Below are 15,144 nucleotides of genomic sequence, written 5' to 3'. Positions count from 1 at the left end.
CTCTCTCTATGAGCGCGCGCGGCCTGCTTGTTTCCTTTTGGCAAACGCCCGCCACGCACTGACCAGTGACACCACGCACAGCGCCAGCAGCAATCCCACGTCCAGAAGCAGCAACCACAGCAGGTGCATTCCCTGTACCGGTGGCTGGTGCATCATCGACGCCAGCCACGGGAAGGTCCACGCCAGCAGCAGCACGACGGCGATCAACAGTCGCAGCCACAGGCGGTCGAATCTCCAGGGGCGCACGATCAGCGCAGCGATCACCAGCTCGACCGTACTCAACAGCGCGAACACGACAACGCTGCTGGTCGGGTAGGGCAGGGTTCCGCCTTCGAAGTGCCGCAACATCCAGTAGTCCGGGGTGAAGCCCGCATTGACCAATGCGGCGACCACCGCCAGCCAGGTGAGGGCGACAAGGATCCAGAACAGGCGGGCGTAGCGAGGTCTCGTGGCCGGGTTCATCGGGTAGGCGGGCTGTTGACGGCGTGAAGGAATTTCGACACAATAGCGCTCCTTCGACGCAGGTCGGAGAATCTGCGGGAATAGCTCAGTTGGTAGAGCGCAACCTTGCCAAGGTTGAGGTCGCGAGTTCGAGTCTCGTTTCCCGCTCCAGATTGCACAGGGCCCCGGTTGGGGCCTTGTTTTTCTCCCGCCACGGCAAGGCGGGGCATGTTGAGCCACAAGGCTTTGCGCGCAGTCAGAAAAGTGAAAACTGTTGTGAAATGGCTGGTGTGTGTCCCGGGCTTCCGGTACCATGGCGGCTTATGCGGGAATAGCTCAGTTGGTAGAGCGCAACCTTGCCAAGGTTGAGGTCGCGAGTTCGAGTCTCGTTTCCCGCTCCATGTTCCGACAGGCCCCATCGCGGGGTTTTGTCATGTCAGGGGCGTCGTTCCTGATTGCAGTACGTTGGCCTCATGGCAGAGTGGCTATGCACCGGATTGCAAATCCGTTTACAGCGGTTCGATTCCGCTTGAGGCCTCCAATTGAAAAGCCCTGACTTCGGTCAGGGCTTTTTCTTTGCACGCAGTCCGGCGTCGGAAGGCTGTACCAAAATGCACATGCGACCCGGCGGGGCCGGCTGCTAACGTCGCCGCTCTCCTCTTCTGCAGTGGTGACCGCAGTGAGAAACCTGGCGATCCAGCAAGCCGTGTACATCCCCCTCGGCGCCATGCTGGCCCTGATCGCCTTTGCATTCACCGTGCCCGACTACCATTCGCTCCCCCAGCACCTCAGCGAGCTTGGCCTGATGCCGGGGCTGCCAGCCAGGGCGGTGCAGGTCGGCGGGCTGGTCAGTGGCTCGGCCATCATCCTCTTCAGCCTCGCGTTGCTCGCCTACTGCCGCCGTTTCGCGCTCACTGTGTTCACCTCCAGCCTGTTCGGGGTGTCCATGGTCAGCAATGGCGTCTTCACCACGGGCAGCCCCATGCATGGCCTCTATGGCATCGGCATCTTCTCGATCCTGACCCCGCTGCTGTTCCTCGCAGAGCTGGGCCCACAGGCGTCAACGCGCATGGCATGGTTTGCGCGCGCCAGCTCGCTGCTGGGCATGGCCTATCTGTGGCTGATGATGTCCGGCTTCGACCCGGGGCCCTATCGCGGCCTCACCCAGCGCCTTGCGCTGCTGCCGGCGTTCGGCTGGTACACCGTGGCGGCGCTGGAGCTGCGTTCATTCCGCCGCTGATTCGCCGGGCGTGAGGGTATTTGCCCGGACGCACGATCAGTCGTAGCGTATGGCCAAACGGGCCGCAGGGCCCCGGACAGGAGGTCTGGCATGAACATGAAACCTGGCATCGCGCTGGCGCTGCTGCTGGTCGCGCCGCTGGTGTCGGCGCAGGTCTACAAGTGCAAGGGTGCGTCCGGTGAGACCATCTACACGCAGAACGCGTGTGCTGCGGGCGCGGAGCCGATGAAGCTGCGCTCCAACCGCGCCGCATCGGAATCGGTTGGCGAGCTTGCCAACCGCACCGCGGTCTACCGCACTACCGAAATGAATGACGCCGGCATTGCCGAGCGCAACTGTCTGCAGAGCGAGCAGTCGCGCATCTATGGCCCGTTCGAATCGCGCAGTCAGGCGGTCAATCGGCAGGTGGCCGATCTGAACCGGCAACTGGCCGCTGCCAGCAGCAATCTGGCCGGCGCCACCAGCGAATCTGGCATCCGCGCGCAGATTTCCAGCCTGCAGCAGTCGTTGAGCTCGGAACGGACCTCGGCCGACAGCCAGATGTCGACAGCGCGCGAGCGGTGTTCGAGCGCGCGTCGCGACCGCGAAAAAGAGGTGCACGAGAAGTACTCGAACGCGCCAGCGTCTTCTTCCTGATCGCGGCTGTCATGCAGTCAGCTGCGAAGGAGCGTCAGCACGGAAATTGCGCGCCACCGGAATGGTGGTGCCCACATAGTGGCGGAACAGATAGATCAGCGGTGCCCAGCGCTGCACGTCGATGTGCTGGGTACCTGCAATGGTGATCGCTTCGTGTGCATGCACCCGGCAGATCCGTCCCTCGACGATCATGAAGCCCTGATCCTGCGTTCCGCTGGGTCGATGCGAGGCAAGCAGTACCACCTCCACCTGCAGCGGGCATTCGGCGATCGCCGGCGGTGCCACCAGCACCGAGTCGACGCGGCTGAAGCCGCCCAGTGCGAACTTGTCACGCACATGCACGTAACCCATATCACGCTTCGAATCCGGCACAGGGGTGCGCGCGGTGGCGCGGGCGATGGCTTCAACCTGCGTCGCCTGCGTGGCATCTGCGAAGTTCAGTACGCATTCGCCGCGTGCCAGAAGATTGCTGCAGCCCTGGCCCTGTTCGCCGATGCCTAGTACCACGCGGTCGCCCAACGCCCAGAATGAAGAAAGCGGACTGATGTTCGCGCTGCCGTCTTCGTTCAGCGTGGTCATCAGCACCACCGGCGTTCCCGGATAGAGCACGGAGGGAGTGATACAGCGGCGTTGGATGTCTTCCGGTGGCATGCTTGAACTCGTGGGTTGCGGGCGATCACTGTGCCCTGTGGAACGGCGCGGACGCTTCGATCCAGGTCGAACAATGAGTGGCAGGCGGCATGCCACACTGTGGCCATGGTCCAGACCTCCCGCTCTTTCATCAATGTCGGCACCTTGGTCGGTGACCACGCACGCGCGGCCATGCTGTTGACGTTGATGGATGGCCGCGCACACACGGCATCCGAGCTGGCTGGCGTGGCTGGCATCTCGCCACAGACGGCAAGCAGTCATCTACGGCGGTTGCTTGATGGCGGCATCCTGGCCGTAGCTGTGCAGGGACGTCACCGTTATCACCGTCTGGCTTCGACCGAAGTCGCCGACATGCTGGAAGGTATCCTGCGTTTCAGTGATCAACGGCCGCCGCTCTCTCCGCGAGCCGTAAGTGTCGATGGCGGCTTCCGCCGGGCGCGTACCTGCTATCGGCACCTGGCTGGTGAATACGCCGTCGCCATCTCCGACCATCTGCTGGGCACCGGAGCGATCACCGCGGCGGCAGGCCACTGGCAGATCTCGGCTCATGGCGCTGACGTCCTGCGCGCCGTGGGCGAGCCGCTGGCAGAGCTGATCGCGCGATCACCGCAGGTGAAGCCCGAGCGCTACTGCCGAGGGTGCCTGGACTGTACCGAGCGGCGCCCGCACATGGCCGGCATGGTCGGCGAAGCACTGCTGGAGAGCTTCCTGCAGAACCGCTGGCTGCATCGCCTCGAGGGGCGCCGCGAACTGCGGGTCACACCCGCCGGGCAGGAAGCGTTCCGCAGGTTGTTCGACGTGGGCGACTGAGACCCACCATGTGCCCCTGTCAGTCTCAGCCGGCCACGACATGGCGACGGGGTATGGTCGAGTTCTGGTCTTCGGGAGCAGCAATGGCAGGCAAGGACATGAGGGGCTGCATGCACGATGCAGCTGGCGGGCAATGAGCAGATCCACCGCAGATGTGCGCTGGCTTACATTCCGGCTGAAGAACGGGCAGTCGATCGGCCCCGATCAACTGAAGGACGGCTGGGTCCTCGCCTCGGAGAGCCGTCATTGTGATGTGCGCCGCGAGCGCATCGAGGGCGCTGGCGTGGTCTATGCGCTGTATGGCCCGCCGGATCTTCCGTCTCCCCGGCGCGCTGAGCTGCGCATGCGCGACTTCCTCATGCGCTCCGGCTATACCTTCACCATGGGTACGCTGGGTCACTGATCCGGTTGGGCATTCAGCGGGCAACCGCTGCTGCCTTGAGCGCCTCGACTACCTGTGAATCGGTAAAGCCACAATGACCTTCGCCAACCGGCGGCAGCACCCGCGGTAATGGCGTTGCGCCTGCGCGTTTGGCCAGGCGCGGGTACACCGTCTGCATGCGCGGCACGATGCTCGGGTCATTGTTGTTGAACTGGATCACCAGTGGTCGCTTGACCGCGCCGGTCAATGCCAGCTTGCCGCGCACATATCGCTGTGCCAGCGTGACCGCCGCGCGCCGCTGCACGCCTGCGTTGAACGCCTTGTCGTCACCGAATCCACGATAGACCGTCGCAAGGTTGCCGACCGGCATGCCGCCAGCGCGCTTCGCCAGTTCGTGCAGGATCATCGCGTGCAGGCTGATCGTGCCCGGCAATGCCTCGGCGCTTACCTGCAGCCGTGTGGCCAGTTGCGCAGCGACGGCCGGTCGAGTCTGAAGCGCGGCAGCGATGCCTTGATACAGCGCCATCTGCGATAGCGCCGCCGCTTCTGCCGATGCCAGCCCCTGGCGGGGCAGCCCTTCGGCCTCGGGGAAGAAATAATCGAACGCCACCAGTGTAGTCAGCAGGTCGTTGGCCAACTGCTCGCCGGGCAGGTTGGCGCCGCACAGCGACACGCCGCCACTGTAGTGCTGCGGCAGGCGTTCGAGGGTGGCGATGGCTACCGCGCCGCCCATCGAAAAACCGAGGATCCAGGTGCGATGTACGACCTTCAATTCGGACAGGGCCTGCACGCGCAGGCGTTCCATGTCGTCGATCGCATCTGCCACTGCCCAGCCCTGGCTGGTATAGGCGCTCTGGGCAACGGCGTAGCCCGCTGCAAGCAGGCCGGCGGTGCTGTCGTTGGCCGGCATTGGCGATGGCTGCGGCGAGCCGACCGGCTCATAGCCATGCGCCAGCATCACCAGTTCACCGTTCCAGTCGGCGGGCACGTCCAGGCGCCAGCGTGCGTCCTGCAGCTCGCCGCTGGAGGTGCGCGGCGTGGCTGCAGGTGCGGCGGACAGCAGGGTGTGCGGCAGCAGCAGGGCAAATGCCAGGGCCAGCCGGTGGAGCGTGCGTGTCCTGGGCATCGCTGGGGCGGGTGTGGTTGGCATTGGCTTTGCCCCTCGGTGCGATCAATTGCCGGCTTGCCGGCAGGATGTGTCACTTGTATAGCGCCGCCCCGGCACGGCGGCCAGTGCCGCGCACAGCATGGTCGAATCCGATACGATCTGGCATATCTGTCTCCTTTCGTTTGACCTGGAGTCCCGTCATGGCCGATCGTCTCGCCATCCTGCTCGAACGCTTCGCGGTCACCGCCTCGGTGTTCCATGCCGGCGCGCTGTGTGGCATCAACAGTCTCGAAGGAGAGGGCGAGGCCGGCCAGCTGCATCTGGTGCGGCGCGGTCCATTGCAGGTCAGCCATGGCGGGCAGACGGTGCAGGTCGATGTTCCCAGCCTGCTGCTGTATCCGCGCCCGATGCCGCACCGCTTCCATACCGATCCTCAGCACGGCGCCGACATGGCCTGCGCCAATCTCCATTTCGAAGGTGGCAGGCTCAACCCGATCAGTGCGGCGCTGCCCGATTTCATCTGCCTGCCCTTGGCCGATCTGTACGGCGGCCATGCCGCCCTGGAGCTGCTGTTCGAGGAGGCATTCGAGCAACGTTGCGGTCGAGCGGTGATGGTCAACCGTCTGTTCGAGGTGGTGATGATCCAGGTGCTGCGGCAGCTGATGGAGGGGGGCGAGATGCGCGGCGGCCTGTTCGCTGGGCTCGGCCACCCACGCCTGCGGTTGGCGCTGGTGGCGATGCATGAGGCACCGGCCCAGGCCTGGACACTGGAGGATCTGGCTGACGTTGCCGGCATGTCACGCAGCGTGTTCGCCGCCAGTTTCCGCGAGGCCATGGGAACCACCCCCGGTCACTATCTGCAGGGGTGGCGGGTTGGCCTGGCACAGCAGGCGTTGCGCCAGGGCCGACCGTTGAAACGGATCGCCGACGAGGTCGGCTATGGCAGCGAGGCGGCGTTGTCGCGAGCGTTCAAAGCGCACACCGGGCAATCGCCACGACAGTGGCGGGGGCAGGCGCGCGTTGCTGCCGGTTGAGTGTCACCCCAGCGCGAGCCGGGTCAGCTTCATGCCGGCGAACAGCCCGGCCAGGCCCAGGGCTACCGAGCCGCCCGCGTAGAGTGCGGCCAGGCCATGCTGGCCCCGCTGCAGCAGCAGGCCGGTTTCCAGCGAAAAGGTGGAGAACGTGGTGTAGCCGCCAAGAATGCCGGTGGCCAGCAGCAGGCGCAGTTGCGGCGAGGCGCCGTTGCGCAGGGCAAATGCCTCCACCACTACACCCATCAGCAAGGCGCCGCTGATGTTGACCAGAAAGGTCGACCAGGGCCACGAACTGCCGACAGCGACGCGGGCGCCGATCAGATTGCAGGCGTGACGCAGGCAGGCGCCGACACCGCCGCCCAGGAATACCAGCACATAGTTGTTCAACGTCTGCATTGCTTGCCTCGAGTGCGGGTTCGCAGGTTCGACGGCGTACGCAATGGCGGGCAATGCCTGCCATCGACGAACGCCGGGTTCGTCGCAGCAGGAGCCATCAGCCATCTCAGGCGGTTATCGGGGGAGCCCCATCCCCATCGGCAGCCATGCTACCAGCCCGCGATGGGTCAGGGCAGGGCAGTCATCACCACGCGTGCGACCTTGCCGCGGCTGACGCCCTCCATCAGCAGGTCATGGGCCATCAGCCCCAGCGTGGCTTCACGGCGGTAGCCGACCTCCAGGCCGCGCTCGGCAAGGATGTGGGCGACCAGCTCATAGGCCGCTTGCCAGACATCCAGATGGGCTTCGCTGGGCATGTGCATGTAGGCCGTGCCGCGTTCGCCGACACCCCGTCCCAACGGGCCGAACAGCAGCTCCCGCGGGTCCAGCTTCACCGCATCGGCGATGCGGAACAGCTGTTCGGCTTTCACGTGGTTGGCTTTGACGTGGTCGTTGAGCCAGTTGCTGACCGTTGCCGTCGTCGTTTCGGCGGCACGCGCCAGGTCGGCCGGGCGTGCATGCCCGGCGTCCTTCATGGCGACCGCGAGTCGTTGTCCAAGAGTATTCATCTATGCAAGCCAGCTTAACGCGTGGAATCGAAAGAGGCCTTGGCGCAAGAATAAGTTTGATGATGAAAGGGATCGAAAATGGACGAATTCTGGAGCAAGCGGCAGGTCCGCGCGCGGCTGGGCTTTTCCACCGACGCGGAGCTCGCCAGATTGTTTGGAATCAGCAGATCCGCTGTCTCGCAATGGCCCAGAGGCTTTCCCATCCCGCCGCTGAGGCGCTACATCCTGCAGCAGCGGTACCCCGCGCTGTTCCCTCTGGATCAGGATCCGAATGATGAAATCGCATGAGATGCGTCCAAGACTGTCGCAGACAGACCGCTAAGGTCAATTTGCTAAGCATGCTTAGCAATATAGGCAGAATCGATCGCCCCGCTCGCAGCGATGGTCTGATCTGTGATGGGCACCCGGGTTCGTTGGCGAGCAGTGTCGACATCGGCACGGAGATTCGCGATCCCCTTCGTTACGGCCTTTCATGAACGATTAATAATTTCAATCGCGAAAGTCGTGCCCTGTAATTGACGTGTCGTGAAATCTATGACTAATTGGCATCAACCGGTTGTGAAGGCCGGGAGTCTTTCAGTAGCTCGCAAGTGAATTGGTCGACCGTCAACGATGCAGAACAAGTCAAACGGAGGTCGTATGGAATACGGCATGCATGGCTTGGCTGAACGGGTACGCCGCGAACTGGAAGCCAGTTATCACAAACACGGATGCGGTCCGGCGTTCTGGGATACCTACCAGCAGGTGCTTGATCGTCTGGTTCCGCAGGGGACCGGGCGGACCGATGTCACCAACGAAATGGCGCTGATCATCGAACAACTGGGCATCGTCCGTCGCGCCCAGCTGGTACCGCCGCGCCCGGGCGACCCGGGCTGACTCAGAACAGGCGCCAGACGCCACAGGCCAACAGCGCCAGCAGCATCGATGCGAGGACAGTGGTGCGGGGGCGCCACCACCGGCGCGGCTGGCCTGCCATCACCTGCGGGCTGCAATAGCTGATCAGGCCGGGCCCGAAGCCCGCCTGCTGCTGTTGCCGGGTGCACGCTTCCAGACAGGCGCCGCAGGCCAGGCAATCGGCCTGTGGACCATGGCGGATGTCCAGTTGCATCGGGCAGGCGCGTACGCAGGCCATGCAATCGATGCAGTCGCCCAGCCGATCCGCACTGAAGGTCGGCATCGGTCCGGCCAGCAGTGGATGTGCGGCACGGAAAACGTAGTCCTGCGCGGTGGTCGGGTCGAGCAGGCCACGACCGCGCCCGAGCACGCCGCCCAATGCCGGCGGGCGGGCGCCGCGTGGCTCGCCACGGCGTGGGTCATACAGCATGCGCGGGGTGTGCGGGTCGGTCAGCAACGGCTGCATGCGCGCGAACGGACAGAGCGATCGGCACACCTGCTCGCGCAGGAACCCGGCGTTGCCCCAGGTGGCGCCGGCATAGAACAGCACCCAGAAGGTCTCCCAGCCGCTCCAGCTGCCATCGAACGCGCCGGCGACCAGTTCGCGGATCGGACTGAACAGTCCTACGAAGGTGATCCCGGTCCACAGCGACAGCAGCAACCAGACCACGTGGGTAAACGGCCGCGCTGCCTGCGCGGGCAGCACGCGGGCCAGGGCCTGCGCGATCCCATCGAAGGCCCGTGTCCACAGCGTCTGCGGACAGGCATGCCCGCACCAAACGCGGCCGGCCAGATGGGTGAGCAGGGCCAGACCCACTGCCATCACCGCCAGCAGGCCCAGCAGCACGCCGATATCGTCTGGCCACAGTGTCAACGCGAACAGGTCGAAGCGGCGCGCGTTGAGGTCCAGCAGCAGGGCCTGCCGCCCATTCCATTGCAGCCACGGCAGGGCATGGAACAGGATCAGCAGTGCCAGGCCCAGCGCACGGCGCCAACGCCATGGGTGCGGTGGCGGCCTCGTGGCGACGCTCATCCCAGTGGCTCCTCATCCTCTTCGCTCGGCATCGGCCGCAGCAGGTAGCCGGTCACCGCGCTGGAAAGTGCGGTGACGGCCCAGAACATGAAGAACCCTGCGGTGTAGCCCAGCTCACGGCTGATGGCCGTACCCGGGAAGCTGATTGCCTGCAGCCGCAGTGGATCGACGAAGGCGAAGAACACCACGCAGGCCAGGCCGGCGGCGATGAAGCTGGGCCACAGGACTGCGCCCCACTGCTGGATACGCCGCTGGCGGCTGGAAGACGGTGTGTTCATGCGGGTTCGGGTTGAAGAAGAGGGCGGCGCGTATACTTCGCCGTGGTTGGCGCAGCATCCGCAGGGCATGCTTCCTGCAAGCGTGTCAGCCTAGGTGCGCCGCAGTGCGCTGACATTGATCTGGATCAACAGTAGTGGTGGCGGCCTGCGGCACACTGCCGATCCGCATTTGGTGCCCTGATGAACGCAACGCCCAAGACCGATATTCCCGTTGCTTCACCAGAGCTGTGCAGCGAGGAGGAAGTGACCCGGCTGGTTCACGATTTCTACGCGCGCGTGCGTGACGAGGAGCGTCTAGGGCCGGTGTTCGAAGGTCACGTGAAAGACTGGCCCGAACACCTGGCCCAGCTCGTGGATTTCTGGTCGGCGATGCTGCGCGGGACGCGCAGGTTCAAGGGCTCGCCGATGTCCAAGCACATGGCAATCGATCTGGAAAAGGATCTGTTCGATCGCTGGCTGGTGCTGTTCCACATCACCACGGCCGAATGCAACAACCCGCCGATGCAGGCGCTGGCCGACGATGTGGCCGCCCGCATCGCCGAAACCTTCTGGCGCCGCTACCAGATGCTGCGCTGGCCGCAGGTCATGCTGCCGGTGCTGGGCGTCCCCGCCAAGGATTGATCTGGGTCAAGGCGCACCGCCTGGCTTGGCGCGATGCTGGCGCCATGGACACGTTCTCTCCCGCTGCCGGTGGCCTGGCCTGGACCTTCGATCCCGATCTGCTGCGCCGGCATGACCGGCCCGGCCCGCGCTACACCTCCTATCCCACCGCACCGCACTTCCACGACGGCTTCGATGCACCGGCGCTGCGCCAGGCGATCGCCGACAGCAACCCGCTGGCGCGCGCGCTGTCGTTGTACGTCCATGTGCCGTTCTGCTCCAGCCCCTGCTTCTACTGTGGCTGCAACCGGGTGATCACCCGCGACCGCGGACGTGGCCACAGCTACGTGTCACGCGTGCTGGCCGAGGCGGACCTGCTGGCACCGCAGTTCGCCGACGGCCGTGAAGTGATCCAGCTGCACCTCGGCGGTGGCACGCCGAATTTCCTGGATGCCGATGCGATGACCGCACTGGTCGAGGGCCTGCGCCGGCGCTTCGATTTCAGCGATTCCTCGCAGCGTGATTTTTCCATCGAACTGGACCCGCGCTTCATCGACACCAGCGACGTGGCGATGCTGGCCCGGCTCGGCTTCAACCGCGCCAGCCTGGGTGTGCAGGATTTCGACCCGCAGGTGCAGGAATCGATCAACCGCGTGCAGGGCGTGCGGCAGACGCTGGACATCCTGCGCGCGTGCCGCGACAACGGCATGCGTTCGGTCAATGTCGATCTGATCTACGGTCTGCCCGGGCAGAGCCTGGAGGGCTTCGGCCGCACCCTGGAACTGGTGCTGGCGCTGCGCCCGGATCGCTTGGCGGTGTACGGCTATGCGCATCTGCCACACCTGTTCCGCGCGCAGCGGCAGATCGACGAAAGCCGCATGCCTTCGCCGGAAGACAAGCTCGCGCTGCTCGGCCTGGCGGTGGAGCGCCTGTCCGCAGCCGGCTACCAGTACATCGGCATGGACCACTTCGCATTGCCGGAAGAGGATCTGTCGCGTGCCCAGCGCGCCGGCCAGCTGCATCGCAATTTCATGGGCTATACGACCCATGCCGACACCGATCTGCTTGGCCTCGGCGTGAGCGCGATCAGCCACATCGGTGCCACCTACAGCCAGAATCCGCGCGACCTGCCGTCGTGGGAGAACGCAGTGGACCAGGGGCAACTGCCGGTCTGGCGCGGCGTCGCGCTCAGTGCCGACGACGAGCTGCGTGCCGAGCTGATCCAGCAGTTGATGTGCCAGGGGGAAGTGGATGGCACGTCACTGGCACAGCGCCATGGCATCGACTTCGAGACCTATTTCGCTGAAGACCTGCAGGCCGTGCAGCGCCTGCAGCAGGATGGCCTGGCCGAGTACCGCGACGGCGTGGTGCGCACCAGCGAGCCCGGACGGCCGTTGCTGCGCCTGCTGGCGATGTGCTTCGATCCCTATCTGCGTGTTGCCCAGGAGCAGCCTCGCTACTCGCGGGCGATCTGAGCGCAGCCTCAGCGCTTGCCACCATTGCGACGAGCAGCCATGCCGCCGCTGGTCTCGGTCTGGGTGCGGCCCAGGACCGGTGTACGGCCTTTGCTGATGTGTTTCATATGACGAGCGAAAACAGCGTTTTCATGTCCAGGGATGAGATTTTTTCGCAGATTCTCCTCAGAAACACTTTTCCCGTGGGCGGCGTAACGATGGGGGCGCAGAACGTCTCGATTTTCATCGTGGACCTGACTGAGGTGCCGCTGGGTTCGTCTAGGGCGCCGGGGGGCATTGGCGAGCGACCATTCAAACTTGGTCGTGTTGCACGCCAAATTCGATCTGGGTCTCGGTGACACAAATTTTCCTGCTCTAGAATCGACGTGCGGGCAAGACGCCCGCTGGAAATCTGTATGTCCATTCTCTAAGGAGTAGATGTGAAGAAGATGATCGCTGTAGCAGCCGTCTTGGCCGGATCTCTGGCCCTGAATGCGTCCGCACAGGAAGTGGATTACTTGGGGGCCTCACCCAAGCTCTTGGCGGAAGCCAATGCGCAGGCGGCGGATTTGCCGGGAGGGGTTCAGCTGGTTGAACTTGAGCGTTGGCGCAATCGGGATGACACGTTCTCGGCGCGGCCGCTGAACACTCCGGGTGGAATGAAGCACCCGGGGAGGAAGGAAGGCACTTTGGGCTTCATTTCCTACTATCCATTCGAAGGCAGCGTGACGATGTACGCATGCCTCAATAACAACTGGATGGATAGCTTCTCTTCGATGGACCCGAATTGCGAAGGCCATATGAAGACCACGAACGGCATGCCGATTACGGGCTACATCGCCTCGACGCAGCTCCCGGGCACTGTGCCGTTGTACCGCTGCATGCGTGGAGGACTGAAGCCGAACAACTGGGCAGACCACTTCGATACGTTGGACGCCAACTGCGAAGGCGTGAAGCATCCAGTGAATGAAGGAATCATGGGCTACATCTGGCTCTGATTGGATCATCTAAAAATCGTTGAAAGGCGCCCCCACGGGGGCGTCACTGTCCTCACGTGGTGGGAAGGAAGTCGTCGGCAGAGTGGGCCCACGTGCTACTCCGCCCAGATCACGGCCGCTTACCAGACGCTGGTGCGCATGACCGGTTCCACCGTGTCGCTGCAGGAGTTCGCCGCGCTCTATGTCCAGGACCCGGGCAAGAAGCGGTCCAAGACCCCGAAGTCGATGGGTGATGCGTTCCGTGCCGGTACCAGCCCGGTAGAGCGGGCAGTGTGGGCGGAGATTCAGCAATGGAACCAGGTCGAGGCTGCCGTCCTCGAGCAGGAGCTTTTCGCCAACCGGAAGCGCCTGGCCGATGCAGAGCGATCGCTGCAGACCAAGGAGACGAAGAAGGCCCGGGAAGACGTGCGCGTCGCCGGCAACAAGATCGAGCGCGCCATGGGCAAGCTGGGCGATCTGAAAAGGCTTCCGCACCGCTCCAATCCCCTCTGGCTGGGTCCTGATTGGGGCGAGCTGGGTGTTGTGGTGCAGCGGTCGACAGATCGCCAACGTCAGATGTGGCAAGGATGGCGCTGTGCGCGTGCGGCTGAATGCCCGAAAAACGTGGCAGACGAAGGATGTTCCAGCCAAGCACGGCATGCGCTACGCCGAGCACTGATGCGCGGCCAGGCCCTACCCGGAGATGCGCCTGCGCGCGGCTGTGGTTCGGCTGCTGGACTCCGCGCCTGCCGAACCGCTCGTCCCGCTGCCAGGCCTGCCGCCGACGCGAGAGCAGCAGCAACAGGCCTGGCGCTTGGCCGAGGCTACGGCCACCGCTATGGCGCGAGTCAAGGAAGCCCTAGAGCCGCCCAAGCCGTCGGCGACCAAGCCCCGACCGAGGGACGTCCGCAACGCTTGGGTGAGGGCCGGTCTTCAGCAGATGCGTCGGGGGCGTTTAGTGATCTGGAAGGCGTCGTGCGACGGACGGTCGCAGCGGTGCTATCTCCATGCTGCGGCATCATTCCTTGGACGGTGCACCAGGGCCGCGTTGCTTCAGGGTATAGGTGGGTATCGATGTCGACCTCCAACTGTCCAGTACCTTCCCGCAGACACCGCAGTTGACGGCATCGTTGTCCTTGAAGGGCGCAGTGAAGATCGTGGTGCTGTAGACGGAGCCGCAGTTGGCGCAAGTTTTATCGGCGCCAGTTGTGGTCTTGAAGGTGTTGCTCATAGTCGTCCTTGTGTCGATCAATCTTCCATTTGCGGAGCGCGCTGGAAACTGCGGAGCGAACGAAACTCGCTGAAAAATCGCAAAGCCCTTGGTGCCCGGAGCCGGAATCGAACCGGCATGGGGTTGCCCCCGGCGGATTTTAAGTCCGATGCGTCTACCAGTTTCGCCATCCGGGCCTGCAGCGCGCGCCGATTGTAACGGAATCGCCGCCGCTGCCGCCGGCTAACGCTGCTTTTACGCAGTCGGGCGCGGGGCTGGGTACAGTCCGCCAACGTTTCCGGGAATGGCAATATGCGTGCACGTGGCAAGCGATGGATCGGATGCAGTGCCGTGCTGGGGCTGATGCTGGCGATAGGTCCGGCCGCCGCGCAGCAGGCACCAGCACCCACGGGCCCCGTGGTGGACATGGACACGGTGCAGGTGACCGGCGAACAACCCGGCCCCGGCCTCTGGAAGGTCACCGCTCCGCAGGGGCATGTGCTGTGGATCCTGGGAACGGTCTCGCCGTTGCCAAGCGGCGTGCAATGGCGCTCGGATGAAGTCGAACGGACCATCGCCGGTGTCGACCATGTGCTGGGCGATCCGGGCTTCAGCCTCGATGCGAAGATCGGTGTGTTCCAGGGCCTGACCCTGCTGCCGCTGGCGATGAAGACCGCGCGTGATCCGCAGGGGCGCACGCTGGATCAGATCCTGCCGGCGGCAACGTACGCACGCTGGCTGGGGCTGAAACAGACCTACCTGGGCAATGACCGTGGCGTGGAAAAGGACCGTCCGCTGGTGGCCTCCGGTCGCCTGTACCAGGCGTTCCTCAAGCGCAACGGCCTGCGCGACGGCAAGCAGGTGAAGGAAGCACTCGGGCGCGCCTACAAGGCCCACGATCTGAAGCCTGAAGACGTGCAGGTGAAGCTGAAGGTCGACGACATCCGTGGCACGTTGAAGGAACTGCAGGCCACCGAAGTCGATGACCGCGCATGCTTCGAACGCACGCTCGACACCGTGGAGTTCCAGGCACCGGTGTTGCGTGAGCGGGCCAATGCCTGGGCACTCGGCGATGTTGCCGCACTGCGTCGGCTGTCGGGCTCGGCGATGGCCCAGACCTGCCGCGAACTGCTGCAGGATTCGGCCTTCGTGCGCAGGCGTGGCTGGAGCGACATGCCACAGCAGGTGCGCACGCGCTGGCTGCAGGGCGTGGATGCGGCGCTGACCCACCACGCTGGCACGTTCGCGACGGTGCCGGTGAGCCTGCTGCTGGGCGAAGGCTATCTGGACGCGCTGGTGCAGCGCGGCTACCAGGTAGAGGCGCCGCCGGAATAACCAACGCTTGAAGTCCTCGTGCTTCCTGTCATATTCCTCTGCACTCAGGAGGGGAGT

At 64.4% G+C, this 15,144-nt stretch carries 19 protein-coding genes, 4 tRNA genes and 1 riboswitch; of the genes, 15 read left to right on the top strand and 8 right to left on the bottom strand.

The features are described from left to right. Positions 1 to 6 precede the first annotated feature (6 nt). Entirely contained in the window at positions 7 to 462 is a 456-nt protein-coding gene (locus tag HFK18_RS20170; protein WP_180167608.1) for a hypothetical protein, read from the bottom strand. A gap of 74 nt (positions 463 to 536) precedes the next feature. Here HFK18_RS20170 and HFK18_RS20165 point away from each other — a divergent pair. The 5 genes from HFK18_RS20165 to HFK18_RS20145 all read left to right on the top strand — a co-directional run bounded on the left by HFK18_RS20165 (position 537) and on the right by HFK18_RS20145 (position 2,317). Next, positions 537 to 612 (top strand) — tRNA-Gly (locus HFK18_RS20165). 154 nt (positions 613 to 766) lie between these two features. Beyond that, positions 767 to 842: transfer RNA gene (locus HFK18_RS20160), tRNA-Gly, on the top strand. 66 nt (positions 843 to 908) lie between these two features. Further along, a tRNA-Cys gene (locus tag HFK18_RS20155) sits at positions 909 to 982 on the top strand. 186 nt (positions 983 to 1,168) lie between these two features. Next, positions 1,169 to 1,681 (top strand): DUF998 domain-containing protein, encoded by a 513-nt coding sequence (locus HFK18_RS20150; protein ID WP_180167607.1) that lies wholly within the window; start codon positions 1,169 to 1,171, stop codon positions 1,679 to 1,681. Between the two features lie 90 nt (positions 1,682 to 1,771). Beyond that, complete coding sequence (locus HFK18_RS20145) at positions 1,772 to 2,317, top strand: DUF4124 domain-containing protein (protein WP_257216349.1); 546 nt, start codon at positions 1,772 to 1,774, stop codon at positions 2,315 to 2,317. 9 nt (positions 2,318 to 2,326) lie between these two features. Here HFK18_RS20145 and HFK18_RS20140 read toward each other — a convergent pair whose 3' ends face one another. Continuing rightward, positions 2,327 to 2,896 (bottom strand): flavin reductase, encoded by a 570-nt coding sequence (locus tag HFK18_RS20140; protein WP_180167606.1) that lies wholly within the window; start codon positions 2,894 to 2,896, stop codon positions 2,327 to 2,329. A gap of 177 nt (positions 2,897 to 3,073) precedes the next feature. Between HFK18_RS20140 and HFK18_RS20135 the strand changes: the two genes are divergently transcribed. Together HFK18_RS20135 and HFK18_RS20130 are read left to right on the top strand one after the other, a co-directional pair. Then, the gene (locus HFK18_RS20135; RefSeq protein WP_180167605.1) at positions 3,074 to 3,778 is read left to right on the top strand and encodes a winged helix-turn-helix domain-containing protein; all 705 of its coding nucleotides are present in this window, start codon (positions 3,074 to 3,076) and stop codon (positions 3,776 to 3,778) included. A 133-nt stretch (positions 3,779 to 3,911) separates the two neighbouring features. After that, positions 3,912 to 4,181 carry a hypothetical protein gene (locus tag HFK18_RS20130; RefSeq protein ID WP_089240177.1) on the top strand — a complete coding sequence of 90 codons (270 nt, stop codon included), beginning with the start codon at positions 3,912 to 3,914 and terminating at the stop codon, positions 4,179 to 4,181. 13 nt (positions 4,182 to 4,194) lie between these two features. Here HFK18_RS20130 and HFK18_RS20125 read toward each other — a convergent pair whose 3' ends face one another. Beyond that, positions 4,195 to 5,286 carry a hypothetical protein gene (locus HFK18_RS20125; RefSeq protein ID WP_180167604.1) on the bottom strand — a complete coding sequence of 364 codons (1,092 nt, stop codon included), beginning with the start codon at positions 5,284 to 5,286 and terminating at the stop codon, positions 4,195 to 4,197. 182 nt (positions 5,287 to 5,468) lie between these two features. On the opposite strand from HFK18_RS20125, the gene HFK18_RS20120 reads away from it, so the two are divergent. Continuing rightward, a complete protein-coding gene (locus HFK18_RS20120) occupies positions 5,469 to 6,302 on the top strand; it encodes an AraC family transcriptional regulator (protein ID WP_100552115.1) in 834 nt (277 codons plus the stop codon). A 3-nt stretch (positions 6,303 to 6,305) separates the two neighbouring features. On the opposite strand, the gene crcB is transcribed toward HFK18_RS20120, so the two are convergent. Both crcB and HFK18_RS20110 read right to left on the bottom strand, forming a co-directional pair. Further along, positions 6,306 to 6,698, bottom strand: a complete 393-nt coding sequence (crcB, locus tag HFK18_RS20115; RefSeq protein ID WP_100552116.1) for a fluoride efflux transporter CrcB — start codon at positions 6,696 to 6,698, stop codon at positions 6,306 to 6,308. An 81-nt stretch (positions 6,699 to 6,779) separates the two neighbouring features. After that, a riboswitch (Fluoride riboswitch) is annotated at positions 6,780 to 6,843 on the bottom strand. Between the two features lie 22 nt (positions 6,844 to 6,865). Beyond that, entirely contained in the window at positions 6,866 to 7,306 is a 441-nt protein-coding gene (locus tag HFK18_RS20110; protein ID WP_223880016.1) for a helix-turn-helix domain-containing protein, read from the bottom strand. A gap of 78 nt (positions 7,307 to 7,384) precedes the next feature. On the opposite strand from HFK18_RS20110, the gene HFK18_RS20105 reads away from it, so the two are divergent. Then, positions 7,385 to 7,594 (top strand): hypothetical protein, encoded by a 210-nt coding sequence (locus HFK18_RS20105; RefSeq protein WP_180167603.1) that lies wholly within the window; start codon positions 7,385 to 7,387, stop codon positions 7,592 to 7,594. A 351-nt stretch (positions 7,595 to 7,945) separates the two neighbouring features. Then, positions 7,946 to 8,182, top strand: coding sequence for a hypothetical protein (locus HFK18_RS20100; RefSeq protein ID WP_025875165.1), 237 nt, complete (start codon positions 7,946 to 7,948; stop codon positions 8,180 to 8,182). Position 8,183: 1 nt separating this feature from the next. Here the strand turns inward: HFK18_RS20100 and HFK18_RS20095 are convergent, their stop codons facing one another. Beyond that, positions 8,184 to 9,233, bottom strand: coding sequence for a 4Fe-4S dicluster domain-containing protein (locus HFK18_RS20095; RefSeq protein ID WP_180167602.1), 1,050 nt, complete (start codon positions 9,231 to 9,233; stop codon positions 8,184 to 8,186). After that, positions 9,230 to 9,511, bottom strand: a complete 282-nt coding sequence (locus HFK18_RS20090) for a hypothetical protein (protein ID WP_108266615.1) — start codon at positions 9,509 to 9,511, stop codon at positions 9,230 to 9,232. Before HFK18_RS20090 ends, HFK18_RS20095 begins: the two co-directional genes overlap by 4 nt. 180 nt (positions 9,512 to 9,691) lie before the next feature. Between HFK18_RS20090 and HFK18_RS20085 the strand changes: the two genes are divergently transcribed. The 4 genes from HFK18_RS20085 to HFK18_RS21980 all read left to right on the top strand — a co-directional run bounded on the left by HFK18_RS20085 (position 9,692) and on the right by HFK18_RS21980 (position 13,664). Continuing rightward, positions 9,692 to 10,132: a group III truncated hemoglobin gene (locus tag HFK18_RS20085; protein ID WP_099820071.1), complete on the top strand. Its 441-nt coding sequence runs from the start codon at positions 9,692 to 9,694 to the stop codon at positions 10,130 to 10,132. Between the two features lie 44 nt (positions 10,133 to 10,176). After that, the gene (hemN, locus tag HFK18_RS20080) at positions 10,177 to 11,586 is read left to right on the top strand and encodes an oxygen-independent coproporphyrinogen III oxidase (RefSeq protein WP_180167601.1); all 1,410 of its coding nucleotides are present in this window, start codon (positions 10,177 to 10,179) and stop codon (positions 11,584 to 11,586) included. A 419-nt stretch (positions 11,587 to 12,005) separates the two neighbouring features. Further along, positions 12,006 to 12,563: a hypothetical protein gene (locus HFK18_RS20075; protein ID WP_180167600.1), complete on the top strand. Its 558-nt coding sequence runs from the start codon at positions 12,006 to 12,008 to the stop codon at positions 12,561 to 12,563. Positions 12,564 to 12,701: 138 nt separating this feature from the next. Then, positions 12,702 to 13,664 carry a hypothetical protein gene (locus HFK18_RS21980; protein WP_257216348.1) on the top strand — a complete coding sequence of 321 codons (963 nt, stop codon included), beginning with the start codon at positions 12,702 to 12,704 and terminating at the stop codon, positions 13,662 to 13,664. Positions 13,665 to 13,862: 198 nt separating this feature from the next. Here the strand turns inward: HFK18_RS21980 and HFK18_RS20065 are convergent. Continuing rightward, positions 13,863 to 13,949 (bottom strand) — tRNA-Leu (locus HFK18_RS20065). A 115-nt stretch (positions 13,950 to 14,064) separates the two neighbouring features. Between HFK18_RS20065 and HFK18_RS20060 the strand changes: the two genes are divergently transcribed. Beyond that, entirely contained in the window at positions 14,065 to 15,087 is a 1,023-nt protein-coding gene (locus HFK18_RS20060; protein ID WP_180167599.1) for a TraB/GumN family protein, read from the top strand. Positions 15,088 to 15,144: the final 57 nt, after the last annotated feature.

Source organism: Stenotrophomonas sp. SbOxS2 (genome assembly GCF_013416715.1).
In the GTDB taxonomy this organism is placed as follows: domain Bacteria; phylum Pseudomonadota; class Gammaproteobacteria; order Xanthomonadales; family Xanthomonadaceae; genus Stenotrophomonas; species Stenotrophomonas lactitubi.
This window is presented reverse-complemented; position numbering and strand designations above follow the sequence as displayed.